The sequence below is a fragment of the Gardnerella sp. c17Ua_118 genome, assembly GCF_055804255.1.
Map to the genome: position 1 here is coordinate 1,006,732 of NZ_JANUYT010000001.1, position 21,969 is coordinate 1,028,700.

Below are 21,969 nucleotides of genomic sequence, written 5' to 3' on the forward strand. Positions count from 1 at the left end.
GTTGATGCCGATAGTGTTCAATAACAGACGTTCAATAATAAAACGCGCATAGCTAATGTAAATGAACAATTTTTATACTATACGATTGCATAGGCGTGGTATAGCAATATTACATTAAAACTATGCGCGTTATTAGTAACGTCTATAACGGCTTGCGATTAGTGATCGGAGCGATTAAAACCATTCTTCATACGCATGCTAGTTATGTACAGAACTGTATCGAGCAAAGAATCGGTTTCTTTCTTCAACTTTGCAGCCATATCTTCGTTTGCTTTAGCCAAAGTCGCGCGCACTTTGTCGTTACGAAGCTCTGCAATAATAGCTTCAGGATCGCGAACTAAATCATCGCAATCATCGCCTTCATCACCTTCGCGCTCTGGCTCGTAATCAGCCAAATCAACGCCAAGAAGCTCTGCTACAGCAGCATCCGTAGCCTTAACCATTGCGTGACCAAGCGAACCAACAACTTCTTGGTAGCGCTCAATTGCATTTGCAGTGTCGTTAAATGCGGCATCCGCAAGAGCTGCAATAATGCGATTTTCCCAATAGAAGTTTTCGCTTGTTACGCGAGTAGTTGTATCTTCCAAATACTTTGGAGTTTCGTTTACATTTGCGTAGAACGGAACTAAAGCATTAAACGGGTTAGAGCCATACGCCATCCACTGAATTGCGCGCATTGGCTCTGGCATGTAAGGGCGGATTTGCATAACAGCAAGCTGGCTTTGGCGATTAATGCCGATTGGGCGGAAAAGATGACGCGTATGCTCATCGCCAAGCTTGCCGTAAGGATCGTACTCGGTTCCCTGATAGTGCGAGCTAAGCACATACTTAACGTCTTCAACAGTCACTTTGCGCTCAGGCTGACGCGCCCACGGAATGTCGTTGCTATCTGGCTTATGATCCGCGTCTTTACCATCCCACACTTCGTCATACGGATTCAAGAAACGCTCCATAAACCATGCACGAGGCGTGTTATACACGTGGTCCGCATCTGAATGGGATCCAAAAGCATCTCGAGGATTAAACGGCGAAGCGTTTTCCACCGCCAAATCCAAGTGATTTTCTTCAATAAACTCAAGCAAATCAGCCGAGCACATGTGCTCTTCTTGATTTCCCAAAGCGTCTTCCAAATCAAACTCATCAATTCCAAGCTGGTTTGGCATAACAACATACGCCTCGTCTGGCACGCGCTTAGCAATCCAGTGGTGTCCGCCAACAGTTTCCATCCACCAAATCTCGTTTACATCCGAGAACGCAACGCCGTTCATCTCGTAAGTGCCGTACTTTTCTAGCAACGCACCCAAACGCTCAACGCCTTCGCGAGCGCTACGAATATAAGGCAAAACAAGCGTTAAGAAGTCTTCTTCGCCAATTCCGCCAGGCACTTCTGGCTTATAATCAGCGTCGCCTTCTTTGCCTTGCGCTTTTTGAAGCTCCACCATTGGGTCTGCGCCCAGCACGCGCTCGTTGGATGTAAGCGTTTCGGTAGCGCTCATTGCCACGTTTGCTTCGTTAACGCCAGCTTCTCCCCAAATTCCTTCGCGCAAGTCTGCGTTTGGAACGCTTGTGTATTGCATTGGATTATCTGGAAGCTCTACTGTTACGTGGCTAAGCACAGACTTATAAACACGAGGCTGGTCTTGTGGCTTTACTACCACTAAGCGCTTTGGGTTAAACTCTCCATTTGCGGAGTCTTCGTTACGCGCAATAAGCGTGGAGCCGTCGTAGCTCGCTTTGCGTCCTACTAAAATTGTTGTGCATGCCATATTTGCATCCTCATTTTTCTAATTTTTGATTATTTTGGTTATTTGATTATTTTAGATAATTTTGTTTGTTTTGCTTAGTTTTGCTTAGTTTTGACTATTTTACACACGCGCATCTAGTCGTAAGCTGCTTGCGACTTGCCAGCGCGAAGTCATATAAATCCTAAACCTAAACTCTAAACTCTAAATCTTAAGCTCTAAGCTTTTCCTCGCAAATATAATCCGTTAACGTCTACATACGAATCATAATGCCTGATTTCATTCATCATTTCGTTAAGGTAAAAGCCCTCTTTAAGATTTGCAAGAGGCTTTTGCGTGCCGAACACTTCTAGCATGTAGTCGTGATCCTTGTCTGGCGGCTGCGGGCCATTGTAGCGCATTGTAATCGCAGGGTCCGTGCATCCCACAAATCGGCTAGCTTGCGAGTTTCGCCCTTGTACAACTTCTGGAATCATGGTTGGCATTGTGCGAGAAAAGTCTTGCGGAATTTGCAAAGCGCGCGAGTCGTTAAAGTCAAACATAAGCGCTTCCACTGGAACATTTGCTACAACCCAATGAATCCACTGGAATCCGCACACTGGTATAGCGTCGTCGTCTACAAATCGCCAATGCAAGTAGTGCACAAAATCAGGCAACTTGTCTACATAAAATGGAAAAGATACGACTGGAACGCCGTTAATCTTGTTTTCTTCCGGCGCAGCTTTTGCAAAGTTGTCTGGAATAGTGGTGAAATCTGTAGAAATATTCATAATTTAAGTATCTACTACCGCTGTGACTATACGAAATAATTCATTTTTACACAAATGCACTTCCGCACTTTGTACCATATTTGACCTAAATCACGTACAAAAAGCGGAGTTATTTTCCGCACTTTGTACCAAATTTGACCTAAAAATGGTACAAAACCCGGAATTATTTTCCGCACTTTGTACCAAAATCCACACAAATTTGGTACAAAACCCGGAAAATCGTTCGAGCGCGGTTACGCCAAGCTAGGTAGAGATTCGAGATTTTTTGCAGCGGATGAAGCGAACCTCAGCGCCGAAGGTGGTGATTCGCTGAAGTAGCAAGAAAAATCGAGAATCTCGGCGATAAAAGCTACGCAAAAGTCCTAGATATCCAGAAGGTTTGATGTATTTCTCTACGAGCAATAAATAGCGCCGTACTAAAACCTAAAACCTTAGAATATTAACGTTCATAAACTATACGCAAAAGTGCGCGTCACTTGCGAGGAGAGAAATACTCAAACCTCGCGCAACACCAAATAGGAGAATCACTCGCGCGCGTTAAAGCGAGCAGAAAAGCGCTTCAAAAACAAGCGTTGCGTTTCCATTGCCAGCAAGCCGCTTTTTTGCCACCGCAAGCGCATCAAGGCATTTAAGCGCGCGCTCTGCTGTAATTTTTTTAGAAAGCTGCATAATCTCTGCTTTAAATTCTTGATTCACAAGCGGCGTTTGTAATTGCGCATTGTTTAGCACAACAAGCACATCTCTATAAATGCTGCAAATCGCGTCTATTGCGCGGTTTAGAACATCTCTGCTTACGCGAGTCACTTTGCGCTTAACGTCGTCTTTTTTGCCAATCGCATTGTATGCGCTACGAATTTTAGGCGGAATTTTATCTGTTGGCTTAATGCCATTTATGCGCAAAAACTCGCTTTGCTCTTCTTCCACGCACTTTTGCACTTCGTCTTCTGCCTGCGCTTTAGCATCTTCGATTAGCGTTTGCGCAAGCATAATCGCATCTATTGCGCTGCTAATGCGCAAAACGCTAGCAACAAGCTCTTCCCGCCCGCTTCTAGCACGCTCGCTTGTAGCATAAAGCATTGCCAAATCAACGTTTCCTTGCGCTATGCGAGCCACATTTTCCGCTGTTTTTGCATCCACGTTAGAGCGTTTTTGCACGTATTCTTGCACATCTTGGTCGTTTGGTTGCACCAAATTCACTATTTGAGACCTAGACCTAATTGTTGGCAAAACATCTGCTGCACTTGCTGCGCAAAGAATCCAGATTGTGCGAGGTGCTGGCTCTTCGATTTCTTTTAGCAAAACGTTTGTTGTGCGCTCAAGCATGCGCCCAACGTCTTCGATTATTATGATTCGCCACGGTGCAACACTTGGCATTTGCTCCGACATGGACACTATTTCGCGCACTTCGTCAATGCTTACTGTAACTTTGTCTGTGCTTAAAATGTTTACGTCTGGGCTTGTTCCAGCCAATACTTCACTTGCGATTTTATCTGGATTTATTTGAGTATTTATTTGAGCATTTATTTGAGTTGCGGAATTTTCGGCAGTACGGTTGCTGGCGACTTTTCCGCGCGATTGCAATGCTGCTGCAAACGCTCTTGCTACTTTTGCGCACCCAAATCCAGCTGCACCGCAAATAAGCCACGATTGCGCGATTTTGCTTGAATCGCCTTGCGCTACTTTTTTAAGACGCTCAACAACTTGCGATTGACCAACTACCGATTCCCAAACGTCCATTGCTAAAATCCTAGAGTCCTAAAGTCCTAAAATCCTTGATTTTCTGGCGATTCTGACGATTTTTCGCAACAGTAACGCACGCCAGCATTATCCATCAACTCGCACACGTCTTTAGCAATCAACTTCGATAAATCGCAAGCTGGCAAAGTGGCGTCTAAAACGCAAAATCTTTGCGCGTTTTGTTTAGCAAGATCCAAAAACGATTCACGCGTGCGCTTCGCAAAATCAAGCCCTGCACTTTCCATGCGATCCGCCTGCCCATGCAATCGCACAGCAGCGTCCTTCTCGCTCATATCTAGCAAATACGTGCGATTTGGCCAAAGGCAATTAGACGCCCACTCGCTTAAATCGCGCACATCTTGCATAGTGAGCTCGCGCCCACCCGATTGGTATGCTAGCGAAGAATCAATGTAGCGATCCGTTATAACCACCGCACCGCGCTGCAATGCTGGAATAATGATTTGCGCAGCGTGTTGAGCGCGATCCGCCGCAAAAAGCAGAGCTTCGGCGCGCACACAAATCGAATCTCCGTGCAAAAGAATATCTCGCAACTGTTTTCCCAATTGCGTGCCGCCAGGCTCTCTCGTAACAACAACCTCAAGCCCACGCGCTTGCAAAAAATCACGCAAAGCTTCGACCTGCGTGGTTTTCCCAACGCCGTCTATACCTTCAAAAGATATAAAAAGCCCCTTAAGACCTTTGTTTAAGCCGCTAATCCCGCTTTTTTTAAGACATATAGCCATTTTCGCATACCTCTTACGGGTTTACTCGGATTTAGTCGTAGACTTTTTTACAGTAGACTTTTTAGCTGCCGTTTTTTTAGCTGCTGTTTTTTTAGTCGTAGTCTTTTTAGCAGCAGTCTTCTTAGCGGCCGCTCGCTTGCGCTTTACAGGCCCTGCCGCTCGCTTTTGCGCCAAAAGCTCAAACGCAACTTGCGGCTCAATCGACTCAGGCGTGTACTGCTTTGGCAGCGTGCGATTCGTAACGCCATCCGTAATATAAGCTCCGTAGAAGCCGTCTTTAATAACCACTGGCTTGCCGCTTTCTGGGTCTTCTCCAAGCTCCCTAAGTGGCGGTTTTGCAGCTCCACGCGTGCGCTTGCCGTACTTTGGTTGCGCAAACAGCTCCTTAGCTTCGTCTAAAGTCACGCTAAAAATCGCGTCTTCGCTTGCAAGTGAGCGATTATCTGGCTTAGAATCCGCAGCCGAATCGCCAGAATCCGTTCGCTCGTAAGTCTTAGTCAAATACGGGCCGTATCGCCCATTATTCGCCTCAATCCTTGCGCGCTTTACTTCGCCTTGCTCGTCAACTTCTTCTACAACGCCAACTAATCGCGGCAAGCTCAAAAGCTTCAAAGCGTCTTGCAAAGTTATTGTTGCAGGATCCATAGTTTTGAACAAAGACGCCATTTTTGGCTTAGCTTTAGCAGTCTTCTTGGATTTTGCAGAAGACTTTGCGCCAGTTTTAGCGGAATCGTCGGCTGCTTGCGATTCGCCCTCATCCGCAGACTCAACAAGCGCAACGTACGCTCCAAAACGCCCGTTCCTAACTTCTACACTTCCGCCAGTTTGCGGATCCGTACCCAAAACGCGCGGGCCGTCGGAGTTGTTTTCAATCAAATCTCTAGCAACCTGCTCGCTCAACTCGTCTGGAGCCAAAGTGCTTGGAATCGAAGCTCTGCGCGCATTGCCCTCTTCGTCTAGATTCTTAGTATCTTCCAAATATGGGCCGTATCTGCCTACGCGCACATGCAATCCGCCGCCAATATCAATCGTGTTGATTTCTCGAGCGTCAATCTCGCCAAGCTGATCAACTTGCTTTTGCAAGCCTTCACGCATTGCAAAGTCGCCAGCAACCGCAGAATCGTTAGCCGCCGCCTCGTCATCTCCAAAGTAAAACTTGTAAAGCCAATCTTTACCAGCTTCCTCGCCATGCGCAATGCGATCCAAGCCATTTTCCATGTCTGCCGTAAACGCATAGTCAACGTAAGTTGGGAAATTAGATTCCAAAAGCTTAATAACAGCAAAAGCAAGCCAACTTGGAATCAACGCGCGCCCACGCTCATACACATATCCGCGGTCAATAATCGTAGAAATAATGCTAGCGTAAGTAGACGGCCTACCAATCTCTTTAGCTTCAAGCGTTTTAACTAAAGACGCTTCCGTATAGCGAGCTGGCGGCTGAGTTTCATGACCATCCGCACTAACTTGCAAAGCTTTAAGAACATCGCCATTAGCCATAGGCGGCAAAGCCTTAGACTGCTCGTCTTCGCTAAATCCGCCAAACACCTTCATAAATCCAGCAAACTCGATAACGGTTCCAGAAGCCTGGAAATTAGCCGTTCCAAAGCTACCAGCCGAAGCGTCCAGCTTAACTGTAGCCGTAAAACCAGTAGCATCCGCCATTTGAGATGCAAGCGTGCGCTGCCAAATAAGCGTGTAAAGCTTAAGCTGATCGGCAGGCAGAACGCCAGCCAAATCCGCAGGATTCCTAAACGTAGATCCAGCAGGACGAATACACTCGTGCGCTTCTTGAGCGCCTGCAGAAGTCGTAGCATACTGTTTTGGAGAATCCGCTAAATACTCGTCTCCAAAATTAGACTTAACGCAATCTCGAGCCGCAAAAATCGCCTCTTTAGAAAGCGTTACAGAATCCGTACGCATGTAGGTTATATAACCGTTTTCGTACAAAGATTGAGCCGCGCGCATAGTTTGGCGAGAGCTCATCGACAAGCGGTTTCCAGCAGTCTGTTGAAGAGTAGACGTTGTAAACGGAGGCAACGGGCGGCGGCGATACGGCTTAGTGTCCATTGAGTTTACAACAAAATCAGCCGTGCCAAGGCTTTGTGCAATCGCGCAAGCGTCTGCCTCGCTTAAATAGTGCGCTAAAGCAGATTCGCCCTTAGCTTTTTGAAGCTCGCCAAGCGAGTTAAAATCTTTAGAACCAGCCAAACGCGCTCCGTTTAGAGCCGCCATTCGCGCCGTAAAATCAACGCCGTTTGCACTCAAATCCGCGCAAACATCCCAGTAGCTTGCTTTTCTAAACGCCATTCGCTCGCGCTCGCGCTCAACAATCAAACGCGTTGCAACAGATTGCACTCGACCAGCCGAAAGACCTGGCCCAACTTTACGCCACAAAACTGGCGAAAGCTCGTAGCCGTACAATCTATCCAACACGCGGCGCGTTTCTTGCGCATCAACCATGTGGTCATCAACATCTCGCGTGTTAGCAAGAGAAGCTTGAATCGCATCTTTTGTAATCTCGTGAAACACCATGCGCTTTACTGGCACTTTTGGCTTAAGTGCTTGCACAAGATGCCACGCAATCGCTTCTCCTTCGCGGTCCTCATCAGTTGCGAGGAATAATTCGCCCGACTTTGCGAGCGCAGCTTTTAAGTCCGAAACCGTTTTCTTTTTATCCGCGCCAACAACGTAGTACGGCTCAAAACCATTGTTTACATCTACGCCAAACTTGCCAAATTCCGCCTTTTTAGCGGCTGGCACCTGGCTTGGCTGTGCTAAATCGCGAATATGGCCTACAGACGCCATAACCGTGTATCCGCTTCCAAGATATCCGCCTATTTTACGCGCTTTAGTGGGAGACTCCACAATGACAAGCTTGTTCTGCTCTGTCATACTCTCTCCTTTCATTCAGATGCATTCTATATGCAATTCCGCGCTTTTATTACTAAAATCCACGCCAACTCTAACGCAATACGCGTTGCAAATTCTGCAAAATCAACAAAATCAAACTTTGCGAAATATCAGCATATACTCCTATATATACCACTTTAATTATTTTTTATTCAATTTTACTTATTTTTTTATTTAATTAGACGATAGCATTTTTAACAAATCGCTTTCATTAGACTGACTTTGCTCATCGCTTTTTGATGGTGCAGCAGGAGGAATAGGAGGCGCTCCCACTAATCCGAGTCTGCTTAAAGGAGCGGCCGCGCATTGCTTAATAACCATTAAAACGCCGAAGGTTAGGCTACACGCACCTGCAACAGCCCAATATGTTAAAACGTGCGAAATGCCAATCGCCCATTTTGCGCCCAGCTCAATGCCTGGCATGATTTGATAAAACATGTATGCAAAATACGCTATGCAAATAACGCCCATTGTAATCATTGCGCTTCCAACAATTTGCACGCTTATAGACGACTTTCTGCGACCAGGCAAATCCATTGCAGAACCGCGCGTAAAAGCCATTACAGCACAAGAGATTGCGCCCACTATTAGTACCGACATTACAACGTCTGCAGGCCTATGCCAGTGGCCTCCCATAAGTGCCACAGCCAGCAAAAACGTTATTAACGCTGCTCCAGCTGCAGCCCATGCTCTAAACGCGCGAGACGCCGCGCAAACAAGTATTGCGCAAGCAGCCGCCATTAAAAGAGTGTGGCCAGAAGGTGCGGAATTTTTTGCAAGAGTAGCAATGTTTACAAGCATTTGCCTAGGAAGAATGCGTTTTAATGGCTCTGCAGCAAGCGATAGCACGAATATTGCGCAGCACTGCGCAAGCAGCAACCATCGTTTTCTTATGATTGATATTATTAATGCCGCAACGCAAATTAGTGCAGATAAAACTATAACGATTATAGAACTTCTAAGCGGCGCTAAGATCGCGGCGAATGTTGGCGGAATGGCACTATATCCAAAAGTGCTGATTACCATTTCTTCGTACGATTGGCCGATTGGCGTTCTAACAGCTAGAAACCACACAGCACTAGCAGATGCAGCAAAGATCAATGCGAATATAGCGCATAACACGATTGTTGATATTCTAGGACGATTCATCAATGGATCGAGCTTAGAAATATCTTGATTAACTTTGCTGCCTTCAAATTGACCCATACTCAATATTTTATCAAACAACACTCCATGCGCTCCATAGCGCTATTCCTCACGACTATTAAGCCGTGAGGAATAGCACGCTCTAAGCGCACAGACAGGTCATGTCGCTCGCGCGGATTAGCCGCGCTCACGTCTTCGCCGCGCGTAAAGTCCACTGGACTTTACGCTTAAGCGGCTCAGCGCTTTGAAGGAGCTTGAAATGCGTTATGCAATTTCAAGCTCAGTCAAAGCGCCGAGCGTCTACAGCATCGAAGTTGTAATCAAACGTAAAATCACTTGGCATCACGTTTGAATCAGAATCACTAGAAGGCGCTTCATCAAAACTTGGCGTAAAGTCAAAATCAGACGGAGTATAAGTATCCTCACTTGGCGTCACGTCAAAACTTGGAGTGAAATCGAAATCAGAAGGAGTATCCTCAGACGGCGTCACGTCAAAGCTTGGAGTGAAATCGAAATCAGAAGGAGTCCCCTCACTAGGCGTCACATCGAATGAAGGCGTGAAGTCAAAGTCCGAAGGAGTTACATCCTCACTTGGCGTCACATCAAAACTTGGCGAGAAGTCAAAGTCAGAAGGAGTCCCCTCAGACGGAGTCACGTCAAAGCTTGGCGAGAAGTCAAAATCAGAAGGAGTATAAGTCTCCTCAGACGGAGTCACATCAAACGAAGGAGTGAAGTCAAAGTCAGAAGGAGTCTCATCAGATGGGGTCACGTCAAAGCTTGGCGAGAAGTCAAAATCAGAAGGAGTATCTTCACTTGGCGTCACGTCGAAGCTCGGCGTGAAGTCAAAATCAGAAGGAGTCACGTCGAAGCTTGGCGTAAAGTCAAAGTCCGAAGGCGTCACATCAGGCGTCACATCAGGTGTAACGTCAGGAGTCACATCAGGCGTAACATCCGAAGGCGTGCTCTCATCGTCAGACGCAGCAATCGCGGCGCCACGTGAAATATCTCCAACGCTCTCGCCCTCTTTATCAACATTTATTGTGGTCCATCCAAGCTGCCTTCCGTTCTCACCTACAAGCAAAAGCGTATATAAGCCGTGGCAGCCTTCTGGAATTGAAACATCAAAGGCCAGATCGTCATTATTAGGATCGCCTGAATAGTCCTTAGCAATAAGGATATCGTCATCTTTATAACTTGACGAAGTCAGCAGCACTGGTTTCTCGCCGTACGCATCCCCAAAATCGTCTACACTGCCCTTATAGAGGTATGCGCGAGATAGAACCAAAAGAGGATCACTTATAATCTTGTTCATATCTGCGTTAGGATATATTCTTCTTGTTTTAATCCTAACATAGCTAGGCATTCCAGCTTCTGCACCAATGCTTTTATCTAAGACTAAGTTGCCTTTTAAGTTTGGATCAACGTCACTCAACGACGCAGGTGCTGGAGCATGCGGATAGGAATCGTCTCTAGAGACTACTGGCGAAAAGTTATCTAAGTACGAAAGATCATAATTGCCAAACTTAGATTTTGTAGGAGTTGGGTCTACAAAACTATTTGACTTTGGATTTTGCATGCCATTCGTAACATTATTTAAACCATAATGAGCACTGTAATTCCTAATAGAAAAGCGCATAGCCTCTGCAAGATCTTTGTATGCTTTCTTCAACTCTTCTTGGCTTTTAGCTGCATCAATACGCTTCCAGTGTTTTTCAAGCAAATACGAATCTTCGCCATCTTCCTTAGTAAAAGAATGAAAATGATATTCGTATCTTCTAATTTCCTCTTTTATTGAATTAAGAAGCTTTTCGCTAGCAGCATCAAGCTTGCCAGTTTTACTTGCCATTCGCGTATTGTTAGACGCCATTAACATGTCGTAATACAGCTGAAATGCAAACTTTCCCTCTCCCAATGGATTCTTATCCACATTGCCATGCTTATAGATAAGACCAACGCCATCCGTTGTGCCATAAAGCTTTGCAAGATTAACATTCGTGCTTCTTTGAACGCTTGCGTACGAGTCAGCAAACGCAGGCGCGCCCGCAATAAAGCAAGGAGCTGCCATCGAAAGGCCTGCTACCACTAACGCAATCTTTTTTGCGACTAAAGTTTTATTTTTCATAATATTCTTCCTTTTTCTTACTTACGATTTTTGATACGATAACGCTTTTTAGCTCTAAACGGCGTGTCTAACAACAAAAAGCGGAATAGATGATTATGTCGTTAGCGCGGTCTAAGCGCGCTAACGACTTCGCCGCGCGTAAAGTCCACTGGACTTTACGCTTAAGCGGCTCAGCGCTTTGAAGGAGCTTGAAATGCGTTATGCAATTTCAAGCTCAGTCAAAGCGCCGAGCGTCTACAGCGTCGAAGTTGTAATCAAACGTAAAGTCACTTGGCGTTACGTTTGAATCAGAATCACTAGAAGGCGCTTCATCAAAGTTTGGCGTGAAGTCAAAGTCAGACGGAGTATAAGTATCCTCACTTGGCGTCACGTCAAAACTTGGAGTGAAATCAAAATCAGACGGAGTCTCCTCACTTGGCGTCACGTCAAAACTTGGAGTGAAATCAAAATCAGACGGAGTATAAGCATCCTCCGAAGGAGTCACGTCAAAGTTTGGCGAGAAGTCAAAGTCCGAAGGGGTCACATCCTCGCTAGGAGTTACGTCAAAGCTTGGCGTGAAATCGAAGTCTGAAGGAGTATCCTCACTTGGCGTTACATCAGGAGTCACATCAGGAGTCACATCGAATGAAGGCGTAACGTCATGTTCAACACCTGGCTCCTCCGAAGGAACAGGCGCAGGCGCAGGCGTAACATCACTTGGCGTTACGTCCGAAGGCGTCTCCTCGCTTGGCGTCACATCATAAGGCTGCCCATTAATGTATACATTAATAAGCTTTTGGTACTCGTCCAGCGTAAATGGCGCCTTATTTCCTTCCAAGTAGCTAGCTGGAACAGCTTCCCAAGATATAACAGTGCCGTACTCGTTGCTAATGTTTCCGCTAGTAAGACCCATTGCCGTAAGCGTTGGATGTATAAAGTTTAGGTAGTGGCCAACCTCAAGATAATGCTTCGATCTTATTTCTTTATCAGACACGCCCTTAGCTATAAAATCATCGTACTTGGCTTTTTCGTTAGTAACCCACATTTGCATTGCACCAGTCATGGTATCCGTGGTGGTTCCGCCGTCGTAGGTTCCATCACCATATGAACCCCAAGCCAAATTCTCAAAAGTCTTATAGTGTCTTGCGTGGTCAAAAATATTGGCAGAATAGAACGCGTCATTTATTGCTACTGCCGTCGTATAAAGACTTACGCCAAGAGGATTAAGCCCACGACTCTTGCGATACTCGTTAATCGCGCGCATATACGATATTGAATTATTCAAGCGCGTAATGTAATCAGGGGATTCTTCGCCGCTATTAAGCTTTACTTTTGAATCGTACCAGTCTGGCTTTTCTGTACGACCATACAATATTTCAAGAGCTTTAGCTGCATCATCGCGCTGAGCTTGCGTAAGGGATTGATTATTCATTACGCTTGCAAAAAGCCCACTAGCAGTGCTTTTTGCGCTGGTGCTATCGTAACTGGTTGCTGGGTGAGCGTAGCTAGATACTGTTACATCGCTAGCAAAAGCGGTGTTTGCAGTAGCTCCAAACATAGAAACCGCTGAACCAGCCAGAATTGCGGCTACGGTTGCAGCGGTGAATTTTTTAGAAAATGAACTGAAAGAGTTATTAGAAAATGAATTGAAAGCCACTTTTTCGGCAGATTTTGGAGTTTGCTTTTTCATGGATTCTCTCTTTTACTATAGGGGTTTACTATAGGCCTTTGCTATAAGACCTCCGCTATAGGCTTTTACTATAAGCCTTTGCTACAGAGACAAATAACAAAAAAGCTTTCGGCTTTGAATGCCCCTAGTAGCAAACAAAACCGAAAGCAACACGCTCAACACCTAAAACACACTATCTAACGTTAAAACTCCAAGAAGAAAGAAAATTAATAGCAAATCAGAGTTTAAGCAATTAGTAAGCACGCAATTGGCATATCAGCAAGGCGCTTCCCTACAAAACCCCTTACCAACCGTTGAGCGCAAGTATAAACGCTCTTAAATTTCGAGCCGAGGGTATTTATCTAGCTGCGCAATTAGCAACGCGATTAATAATGCGATAAAGCGATTTAAGAAATTATGCGCATCAATCGCAATGCTTAAACTACGCAGCTAGACAAATTTAGTTTTTACGCTTTTAGCTTAGTGACGAGCCTTGCGAACAGCAGCACCCATGCCAGCAAGCATAGTGGCAGCCAAAGCGGTCAAAGTTACGCCAACACCAGTACCAGGCAACTTCTTACCGCCATCCTTCTTCTTCTCAACCACAGTGGTCTTAGCACCAGCAGCGGCGCCATTGGCACCAGCCTGACCTGGCTTAGCAGCACCTGGCTTGCCAGCCTGGCCTGGCTTTACAGAACCTGGGGTAACGTGAGAAACACCTGGCTGGTAGTTAGCAGCAAGTGGCTCTAAGTCATCTGGCAAAGCGTAGCCAGCAACCAATCCGGCGTCCTTAGCCTTAGCAGCCTTGAATGCACCCTTGTAAGCAGCCCAAGCCTTCTTAGCACCAGTAAAGGCCTTAGTAAACTCGGTCTTAGCATCGTTGAAAGCCTTAACAGCGTCGGCCAAATCTTCCTTAGCGTCCTTAACAGCCTTCTCAAGCTGAGCAAGCTCAACCCTATCAGCCTTGGTAAGCTCGTCATGAGCAGTCTTGAAACTTGCAAGAGCAGCATTTGCGCCATCAAGCTTGGCCTGAGCAGCCTTGACTTCAGCGTATGCAGCATCGTACTTGGCGTAAGCCTTCTCGAGATTGCCGTTAGCTTCGTCGAAATCAGCGCTGGTCTTTAGCAAAGCAGCCTTAAGAGTGGACACAGCTACTTCAACTTTTTCTTCTGGCTTGTAGTTGGTAAGAGCATCCTGAGCCTTCTTAAGAGTAGCCTTAGCAGTCTCTACATTCTCAGCAGCCTTAGCAGCATCAGCGGCTGTAGTCGTAACAGCAGTCTGCGCATCCAAGAACTTCTGTGCTGTATCGCGCTCAGTATCATTCATTGATTCGTCTTTTTTAACGTAAGTCTTGCCTTGATCCTTGGTTTCAACGCCCTTAGTTGGAGCAGACTTCTTAGCAGCTTCCCAAGCATTGGAAGCCTTCGTAGCAGCATCATCAGCAGCAGTCTTAGCTTCCTCAGCCTTCTTAAGACCCTCTTCAGCGGTCTTAACAGCAGCCTGCTTCTCCTCGAGAGGAGTAAGCTTCTTTTCAGCTTCCTTCTTAGGAGCTTCAGTCTTGTCAGCAGCGAATGCTGGGGTTGCCATTGCGAAGCCAGCAAGCAAAGTTGCGCCAGCAGCGAAAGCGGCGATAGCCTTCTTATTCATCATTTTATTTCCTTTCTTCTTCTCCCCCACTCGCAAAGCGAACAAATCGCAATGCGGCGAGGAAAACATAAAACGCGCATCCGCGCATTCCACCAACGGTTATCCACCGTGTGATGTTGCTATTAACATACCCCCCCCCCGTTTGAAAAAGTCAAGCACCAGCCACACATGCTAAACCGAAAAAAATGATGATATACACAAACTAATCCGCAATAAAGGCTACATTGCCGTAAAATTTGTGGATAAACAACACTTAAACCGTAAAAATACGCATTTCAAGGTTTTTGAAGAATTTTCCCAGGTTTTTTTAAGGAAAGACTTTTCGCGCGTGTCGCGTCGCTTGCGAGGTCTAAGTGCGAAGGCACGTCACGCCGTAAATCAAGTACAATCGCACTACAGTTTTGCGTGTTTATGTAGTGCTTTTGTATCAAAAAACGCCGAAATTCAGTACAAACGCACTACAAAAAATGAACAAAACATTGAACAAAAGTCAACATAAACAACAGAAAAGCCCTCTCCGTGGTCCGCATGTAAAAATACATTAAGCGTGGAGAGGTTCTGTCAAGACGATTTTCCCATGGAATTTTTCAAGAGTCAATATAGACACGACATATTTTAAGTACAAACACACTACAATTTTGCGTGTTTATGTAGTGCGTTTGCGCGACGACCTGCCTGAGCGCTTAAAGCGTAGCGCGAAGGCAATTCGGAGCGCAGAATACAGAAAACCCCCGCGCACCCACCAGAGGCCACTTACCCTTGCTGCATTCCTGCCCTGGGGGGATTGGGTGACGTAGTGCCACGCGGAGGCTCTACCTATATTACACGATTCTGTATAAAAGTCGAGCGCGAATCGCAAGCAACCGACGAAAAGCCAAGCGAATGCCTAACGCAAGTCAATCACAAGTCGCAAGCAGCCGAAGATGGAGCGCGCAACAATACGCATAATTAGACACAATCACAAGTCGGAAGCTTCCGCAACATTAGGCGCATCGCTAAGCGCGCCACACGCTTTTGCCGCTCTTCTTTGCATCCTCAACATCTGCATTAAGCTGAGACTCATCTGCCTCAACATCTCCATTAATATAGCGCTCAACAAGTTCGCGCGCCTCGCCATCTTCATGCTGAACAGCTGGCGACTTCATAAAGTAAGAGCTAGGAGCCAAAATCGGCCCCGAAAGCTTGCGATCCAACGCAATCTTCGCCGCGCGCACAGCATCTATAACAATGCCTGCGGAATTAGGCGAATCCCACACCTCAAGCTTGTACTCCAAGCTAAGCGGAACATCGCCAAAAGTGGTGCCCTCCAAGCGCACAAACGCAAACTTGCGGTCGTCAAGCCAAGCAACATAGTCCGAAGGGCCAATGTGCACGTTGTGGTCATCCATATCGTGCGGAACAATCGAAGTAACCGCGCGCGTCTTAGAAATCTTCTTCGACTCAAGCCTAGAGCGCTGCAACATGTTCATAAAGTCCATATTTCCGCCAACATTAAGCTGATAAGTGCGGTCTAAACGCACTCCTCTATCTTCAAAAAGTCGTGCCATAACGCGGTGCGTAATCGTAGCGCCAACCTGGCTTTTAATATCGTCGCCAATAATCGGAACTCCTGCATCGCGGAATTTTTGCGCCCAAACTGGGTCGGAAGCAATAAAAACAGGAAGGCAATTTACAAACGCGCATCCAGCTTCCATAGCTGCCGTAGCATACGCCTTGTCTGCCTGCTCGGAGCCAACTGGCAAGTAAGACACAAGCACGTCTACATGCAAATCGCGCAAAACTTCGGCAACATTTACAGGCTCTTCTTTAGATTCGTCAATCATTTGCTTGTAGTAGTCGCCCAAGCCATCGTAAGTAGGGCCGCGCTGCACTGTAACGCCAAGATTAGGCACGTCTGCAAAGCGAATCGTGTTGTTTTGCGAAGCATAAATCGCCTCGCTTAAGTCATGACCAACTTTTAACGAGTCAACATCGAAAGCGGCTACAAACTCAATGTCTCGCACGCGATATTGCCCAAAAACAGCATGCATTAATCCTGGAATTTTATCGCCATCATTGGCATTCTTGTAGTATTCAACGCCCTGAACTAACGACGAAGCACAATTGCCAACACCGGCAATGGCAACGCGGATACTCATATAAACTCCTTAACAAAAATCATCGGCACAAAAACGCCGCACTAATACACTTTTATAATACTAGCTTTTACAAATATTACATACGATATTGCATATGATTGAAACGATATTACATATGATTACATATGGCTAAAATTCCTCATTACGCATGATTACGCACGATTACATATGGTTAAAATTCCTCGCCAAGCGCTAACTTGGATTGTATGGTTGCAAATAGTAATGGACGAAATTCGCACTCTTCTAGCCAAAGGCGCACTATAAGAAGCGCGGGCGATGGCACTGGAGCTGGCGCTGGCGCTGGCGCGCGCACAAGGCGACCACACAACCGCTCATACAATCAACAATACAATCGCAGAAGCCACAGAAGAATCCAAAAAAACTTTAGAACAAAACATCCGATTATTTTTTGGGCGCTAATCGTAATTTTTACGCCAATAATCCTTGGAATTTTAACGGTTGCGTGGATGTACGTAACAACAGACATTCCGCAGCCAGACAAAATCGCAATGGCGGATAAAACAAAGGTTTACTACGCGGATGGAAAAACGGAAATCGGCAGCTTTGCAGAGCAAAATCGCGAAATCATAAATTGCTCCATTCTAAAACCATATGTTGGAAACGCAATAATCGCAAGCGAAAACAGGTCATTCTACAAAGACGGCGGAATTGATCTTAAGGGAATTGGGCGCGCAATAATCCACAACGTAACGTCTAAAGGCAGATGGGGCGGCTCTACGATTACGCAACAATACGCGGAACGCTACTATCTTGGCGAAACAAAAACGTATTTAGGCAAGCTGCACGAGGCCATTCTTGCGCTAAAAATCGCGCAAACACAAGACAAAAACACCGTGCTGTGCAATTACATGAACACGATTTATCTGGGCCGCGGAGCGTACGGAATCCAGGCGGCAGCAAAAGCGTACTTTGGCGTGGAAGCGAAGGATCTTACGCTATCTCAAGCGGCAATGCTGGCTGGAATAATCCCTGCGCCAAGCAGCTGGGATCCTGCAATCATGCCTAAAGAGGCGAATATGCGATTCAAGCGCGTGCTAAGAATCATGCTTAAAGACAAGTACATTACAAGCGAAGAATACAAAAACGCAAAAATGCCGCAAACCATTAATCAAACCAAGCAAAACATGTACGCAGGGCCGCAAGGATACCTTTTGCAAATGGTTCGCAGCGAGCTTACAAGCGGCGGCGCGTTTACAAAAGAAGACCTAGACACAGGCGGATACCGCATTATTACAACAATCGACAAAGCTAAGCAGGATTTAATGTTTAACGTTGCAAGCCCGACTGCTGGCGCGCGCGGAATTACGCCGCAAGGAGTGCAAACGGGCGCAATGAGCGTAAATCCTAAAGATGGGTCGATTATATCTGTGTATGCAGGCGACGACTACCTTTCTAAGCCGCTAAATAACGCCACTCAAGCGCTTTACGAGCCTGGAAGTACAATGAAGCCGTTTGCGCTGATTGGCGCGATTCAGGCTGGAACAAACCTAAACACGCTGTTTAATGGAAATACAGGGCTAAAGTTTAAGGGAATCGACAAGCCAGTAAACAACTTTGCAAACACAAATTGGGGAATAATCAACCTTTATAAAGCAACAGCAAACTCTGTGAACACGCCATTTATGGCTTTGCAAGAAAAGCTTGGGCAAAAAGGCGTGGCAAATACGGCTGTTATGGCTGGTCTAAACGCGCAGCGCGTTAACGGCAAGAATCCGTTTACTGTTCTTGGAAACGACCCCGTGCATATTAGTGAGATTGCGCGCGCGTATTCGACGATTGCAAACCAGGGGCGCAGGCCAGATTTGCACATTGTTTCTAGCGTTAAGAACCCAGACGGCAAAGAGTTTTATAGGGCGCCGACCGTTGGAAAACAGGTGTTTGCGGCGGCAGACATGGCGCTTGCTATTAAGGCCATGCAAGGCGTTGTACAATACGGTACTTCGCCAGAGGTTAGAGGCGTTGGAAAGCCGATTGCTGGAAAGTCGGGAACCGCTAACGATGCTTCGGCGTGTAGTTTTGTTGGATTTACGCCAAGCGTTTTGACCGTGTTTGCTATTTGGAATCCAGATGCGCAAGGAAATCCTTTGCCTGTGCCAACTTTCCGCGGATACCCTGGAGGAATCGGATATTCGGCGCATTTGTTTACGCGATACATGCGCGCGGCTCTGGCTGGAACGGCTGCGGAAAAGTTCCCAGAGGCTAAAGATAACGGCAAAATTGGAGGTGTTGACGGCACTTGGGGGCTTGGCGGAAGCAAACGCGACTTTGCTGACGACGATAGCGAAGTTGCGAATGGCGAAAATAAAGAAGATAGTTCGAGTAGCAAAGATAAAGATAAAGAAAATAGTGCAAGTGGCGCAAGTGGCGCTAATAAGGAAGATAGTTCTAGTAGTGAAGATCGTGCGAATGGCGCGAATGGTTCTGGGGCGAATGGTAACAACGGCTCGGCTGGCAGTGGCACTACTAGTGGCGGAAGCGCTGGCGATGGGTCTGGCGCAGCATCATCTTCTGGAAGCGGCGGAGCTAACCAAACGCAAAGTGGCGGCGATTAAGCTGTATTTTCCCGAGAATATACGTAAATTGGGTCAAATTTGGTACAAAGTGCGGAGTTATGTTCCGCTTTTTGTACGTGATTTAGGCCAAATATGGTACAAAATCGGGAAAATCCGTATTAGTTACTGAGCAATGCGATCAATAATGTAGCGCTCAAGCGCTTGCGGCGTAAGGTCTTTGTAGCCGTCTAAGTCTGCAAACTGCGGCCCGCCGCTAACGTCTAAGTTAGAATACGCTCTTTGCGCAAGAGTGGTTGCTCCCGAAGCCGCTGCCGACTTTAGCCCTGCAAACGAATCCTCAATCGCAATGCAATACTTCATGTTTTGCGCGCTAATGCCAAGCAGCCTACCTGCAGCCAAATACGGCTCAGGGCTTGGCTTTGTAGCATACCCATCGTCTCCGCAAACAAAACCAGCAAACGCACCTTTTGGCGCATGGTTCACAATGTTTTCAACAAGTCGCCTTGGTGAATTGCTTACTAAAATCGAAGGGATTTTTGCATCGGCAAGCTTTTGCAAAAGATCTAGAACATCTGGCACCCATGGAACTTCCACGCTTTCGCGCTCGGCAACATAGTCCACCATTGCGTTGCCAATCTCTTCAACGCCCATCTTTGTTCCGCGCGCAATCATAGCTTCGGCAACGTCTTTTAGAGAGCCGCCCGAGTATTGCCATGCAAGCTCTTCGCTCCACTCGCCGCCGTGTTTCTTTGCGATTTGGATTTCGGACTCGTGCCAATACGGCTCTGAGTCGATTAGCGTGCCGTCCATATCCCAAAAAACTGCTGCCAACTTGCGATTTGTGGCGTTTTGCGCTGCTGTTGTGTTTAGTGCCATTAATACCCTTTATTTTGTCGCTTTACATACGCAATATTTATAATATTTACATTTACATTTATATTTAAGCATTTGACTAGTATTTAGAAAAATCTAAACTAATGTTTATACAGGCACTTGTTAGCGTAGTCGCTATAGCCCAAACGCGCGCCACAAAACAATCGACCTATCGTCTTCTAAATCATTGCTCGCATAATCATTATATTGCGAATCGCCATTATTGCCTCTTGCATAAGACGACGGCAACTCGCGCTGAGGCACGCGAATATCTCGGCGCCAATCCTTTGCGCGCTGCGAGCGCTGAACCTCTACAATGTTTCCGTCTGCACTCGCCGCAAAAATGTTTCGCTCCGCACTCGCCGCCTCGTCAACTAAGCGCCTCACTTGCCTTTTAAGCTGGCGATTTTCTTCTTGAAGCTCCAAAATCCGCATAATCCCAGCAAGATTCACGCCGTTTTCTTGGCTCAGCTTTTGCGTTTGCACAAGCCTATCTATGTCTCTAAGCGAGTATCTTCTGGCTCCGCCTTCTGTGCGCTGCGGCATAATCAAGCGCAATCTATCGTATTGCCTAAGCGTTTGCGGATGCGTGTCGGTTAGGTTGGCTACGTGACTCACGGTAAAAATCGGCATGTCGATTTTAAAGCCCACTTCGTCCGCGCCGTCAAGCGTTGCATTTCCGCGCACTAGCGCCACTGCACACATCTCATACAGCGCCCTAATTTGGCGATCCAACCTAGCCATTACTTTCCTTTCTACACGCAAACGCTATTCCCACGAGCAATTGCTACGACTACGAGCAATCGCATACGCAAACACAAACGCTAAGCGATTTGTTGCTATGCGCGCAAATCCTTCACTTCTTGCTCGTAATCTTCGCCACACGCCTTTTCAAACTCTTTTGCAGCATGTTTTACCGCCATTGTTGGCTTTTTTGGAACATGTATTTGCGCAATTCCAACAAACGCGCCATTTTTGCCTGGCACGCCTGCGCCTTCTACGCGTATTCTGCTGCCGCTCGAAGTTCCAGATGGCACCTTAAACACAATCGACTCGCCGTCTACGTTTTTAAGCGTGACTTTTGCTCCGTGCACAGCTTCGCTTAAAGTGAGCGGCAAAGTGGCCACTAAATCGCATCCTTCAATCGAGAATTGCTCCGACTTTTCCACTTGCACTTGCAAGTACATGTCTCCAGAAGCGCCGCCAAACTTTCCTGGCTTTCCCTTTGACTTTAGGCGGATTTTTTGCCCATCTTTTACGCCTGCAGGAATATGAGTTTTGAACGATTCTCCGCCCGATCGAAGCGAAACAGTAGCGCCTTTGAACGCCTGCTTAAAGGTTAGTTTTATAGCCGTTGTAATGTCTTCGCCGCGTTCAGGCGTGTTTTGTGGAGCAGATTGGGCAGATTGAGCATACTGGCCATACTGGCCGTAGTCTGCACCGCCAAATCCTGCGGATGATTGCGCTCCAGCGCCGCCCGTAAACATGGAGAATATGTTTCCCATGTCTGGACCCGCGCCGCTTGTGGAGAATCGCACTCGTGAGCCGCCTCCCATTGGCGATCCGCCAAACATTGATGAGAAAATGTCGCTGAATCCGCTTGCGTCGAATCCGCCTGCGCCCGTTCCGCCAGCGAATCTTGCTCCGCCTGCGCCGAATTGGCGAATCGCATCGTAGCGAGCGCGCATCTGCTTATCTTTCAAAACGTCGTACGCTTCGGATACGTCTTTGAATTTTTCTTCTGCTTCTTTAGTTTTGTTTAAGTCTGGGTGATATTTTCTAGCGAGTTTTCTGTACGCTTTTGTAATTGTGGCTTCGTCGACGTCTTTGGAGACTCCGAGAATCTTGTAAAAATCTTTGGCTAGCCATTCATTCTCAGCCATTTAAGCTCCTTTTTCTTTGAGCCACTGGCATTTATCTAAACAACTTATATCTAAATAACCTACTCGCGCTGACTGT

At 46.6% G+C, this 21,969-nt stretch carries 14 protein-coding genes and 1 other RNA gene; 1 reads left to right on the top strand and 14 read right to left on the bottom strand.

Annotated features, from left to right (window positions below; genetic code table 11):
• Positions 1-158: 158 nt before the first annotated feature.
• The 11 genes from NYP69_RS04000 to NYP69_RS04050 all read right to left on the bottom strand — a co-directional run bounded on the left by NYP69_RS04000 (position 159) and on the right by NYP69_RS04050 (position 16,603).
• The gene (locus tag NYP69_RS04000; protein ID WP_473410629.1) at positions 159-1,766 is read right to left on the bottom strand and encodes a C69 family dipeptidase; all 1,608 of its coding nucleotides are present in this window, start codon (positions 1,764-1,766) and stop codon (positions 159-161) included.
• A 194-nt stretch (positions 1,767-1,960) separates the two neighbouring features.
• Positions 1,961-2,512 (bottom strand): YbhB/YbcL family Raf kinase inhibitor-like protein, encoded by a 552-nt coding sequence (locus NYP69_RS04005; RefSeq protein WP_004574553.1) that lies wholly within the window; start codon positions 2,510-2,512, stop codon positions 1,961-1,963.
• A 537-nt stretch (positions 2,513-3,049) separates the two neighbouring features.
• On the bottom strand, positions 3,050-4,249 hold the full coding sequence (locus tag NYP69_RS04010; RefSeq protein WP_473410630.1) for a DNA polymerase III subunit delta': 1,200 nt from the start codon (positions 4,247-4,249) through the stop codon (positions 3,050-3,052).
• A gap of 26 nt (positions 4,250-4,275) precedes the next feature.
• Entirely contained in the window at positions 4,276-4,992 is a 717-nt protein-coding gene (gene tmk, locus NYP69_RS04015) for a dTMP kinase (RefSeq protein ID WP_473412953.1), read from the bottom strand.
• A 21-nt stretch (positions 4,993-5,013) separates the two neighbouring features.
• Positions 5,014-7,884: a type I DNA topoisomerase gene (topA, locus tag NYP69_RS04020; protein WP_473412954.1), complete on the bottom strand. Its 2,871-nt coding sequence runs from the start codon at positions 7,882-7,884 to the stop codon at positions 5,014-5,016.
• Between the two features lie 192 nt (positions 7,885-8,076).
• Complete coding sequence (locus tag NYP69_RS04025) at positions 8,077-9,108, bottom strand: phosphatase PAP2 family protein (protein ID WP_473412955.1); 1,032 nt, start codon at positions 9,106-9,108, stop codon at positions 8,077-8,079.
• Positions 9,109-9,328: 220 nt separating this feature from the next.
• Positions 9,329-11,170, bottom strand: a complete 1,842-nt coding sequence (locus tag NYP69_RS04030) for a cellulosome anchor protein (protein ID WP_473412956.1) — start codon at positions 11,168-11,170, stop codon at positions 9,329-9,331.
• A 214-nt stretch (positions 11,171-11,384) separates the two neighbouring features.
• Entirely contained in the window at positions 11,385-12,839 is a 1,455-nt protein-coding gene (locus tag NYP69_RS04035) for a CAP domain-containing protein (protein WP_473412957.1), read from the bottom strand.
• Between the two features lie 459 nt (positions 12,840-13,298).
• On the bottom strand, positions 13,299-14,468 hold the full coding sequence (locus tag NYP69_RS04040; RefSeq protein WP_415697346.1) for a hypothetical protein: 1,170 nt from the start codon (positions 14,466-14,468) through the stop codon (positions 13,299-13,301).
• 716 nt (positions 14,469-15,184) lie between these two features.
• Positions 15,185-15,281, bottom strand: an RNA gene (gene ffs / locus NYP69_RS04045) — signal recognition particle sRNA small type.
• 179 nt (positions 15,282-15,460) lie between these two features.
• Positions 15,461-16,603 (bottom strand): inositol-3-phosphate synthase, encoded by a 1,143-nt coding sequence (locus tag NYP69_RS04050; protein ID WP_060785727.1) that lies wholly within the window; start codon positions 16,601-16,603, stop codon positions 15,461-15,463.
• A 206-nt stretch (positions 16,604-16,809) separates the two neighbouring features.
• Here NYP69_RS04050 and NYP69_RS04055 point away from each other — a divergent pair, with 206 nt between their 5' ends.
• Positions 16,810-19,176 (top strand): transglycosylase domain-containing protein, encoded by a 2,367-nt coding sequence (locus NYP69_RS04055; protein WP_473412958.1) that lies wholly within the window; start codon positions 16,810-16,812, stop codon positions 19,174-19,176.
• A gap of 123 nt (positions 19,177-19,299) precedes the next feature.
• Here the strand turns inward: NYP69_RS04055 and NYP69_RS04060 are convergent, their stop codons facing one another.
• The 3 genes from NYP69_RS04060 to NYP69_RS04070 form a co-directional block, all read right to left on the bottom strand.
• Positions 19,300-20,013: an HAD family hydrolase gene (locus tag NYP69_RS04060; protein ID WP_473412959.1), complete on the bottom strand. Its 714-nt coding sequence runs from the start codon at positions 20,011-20,013 to the stop codon at positions 19,300-19,302.
• 132 nt (positions 20,014-20,145) lie between these two features.
• Positions 20,146-20,754, bottom strand: coding sequence for a heat shock protein transcriptional repressor HspR (locus NYP69_RS04065; RefSeq protein WP_016806621.1), 609 nt, complete (start codon positions 20,752-20,754; stop codon positions 20,146-20,148).
• Between the two features lie 95 nt (positions 20,755-20,849).
• Positions 20,850-21,893 carry a DnaJ C-terminal domain-containing protein gene (locus NYP69_RS04070; RefSeq protein ID WP_353938661.1) on the bottom strand — a complete coding sequence of 348 codons (1,044 nt, stop codon included), beginning with the start codon at positions 21,891-21,893 and terminating at the stop codon, positions 20,850-20,852.
• Between the last annotated feature and the right edge of the window lie 76 nt (positions 21,894-21,969).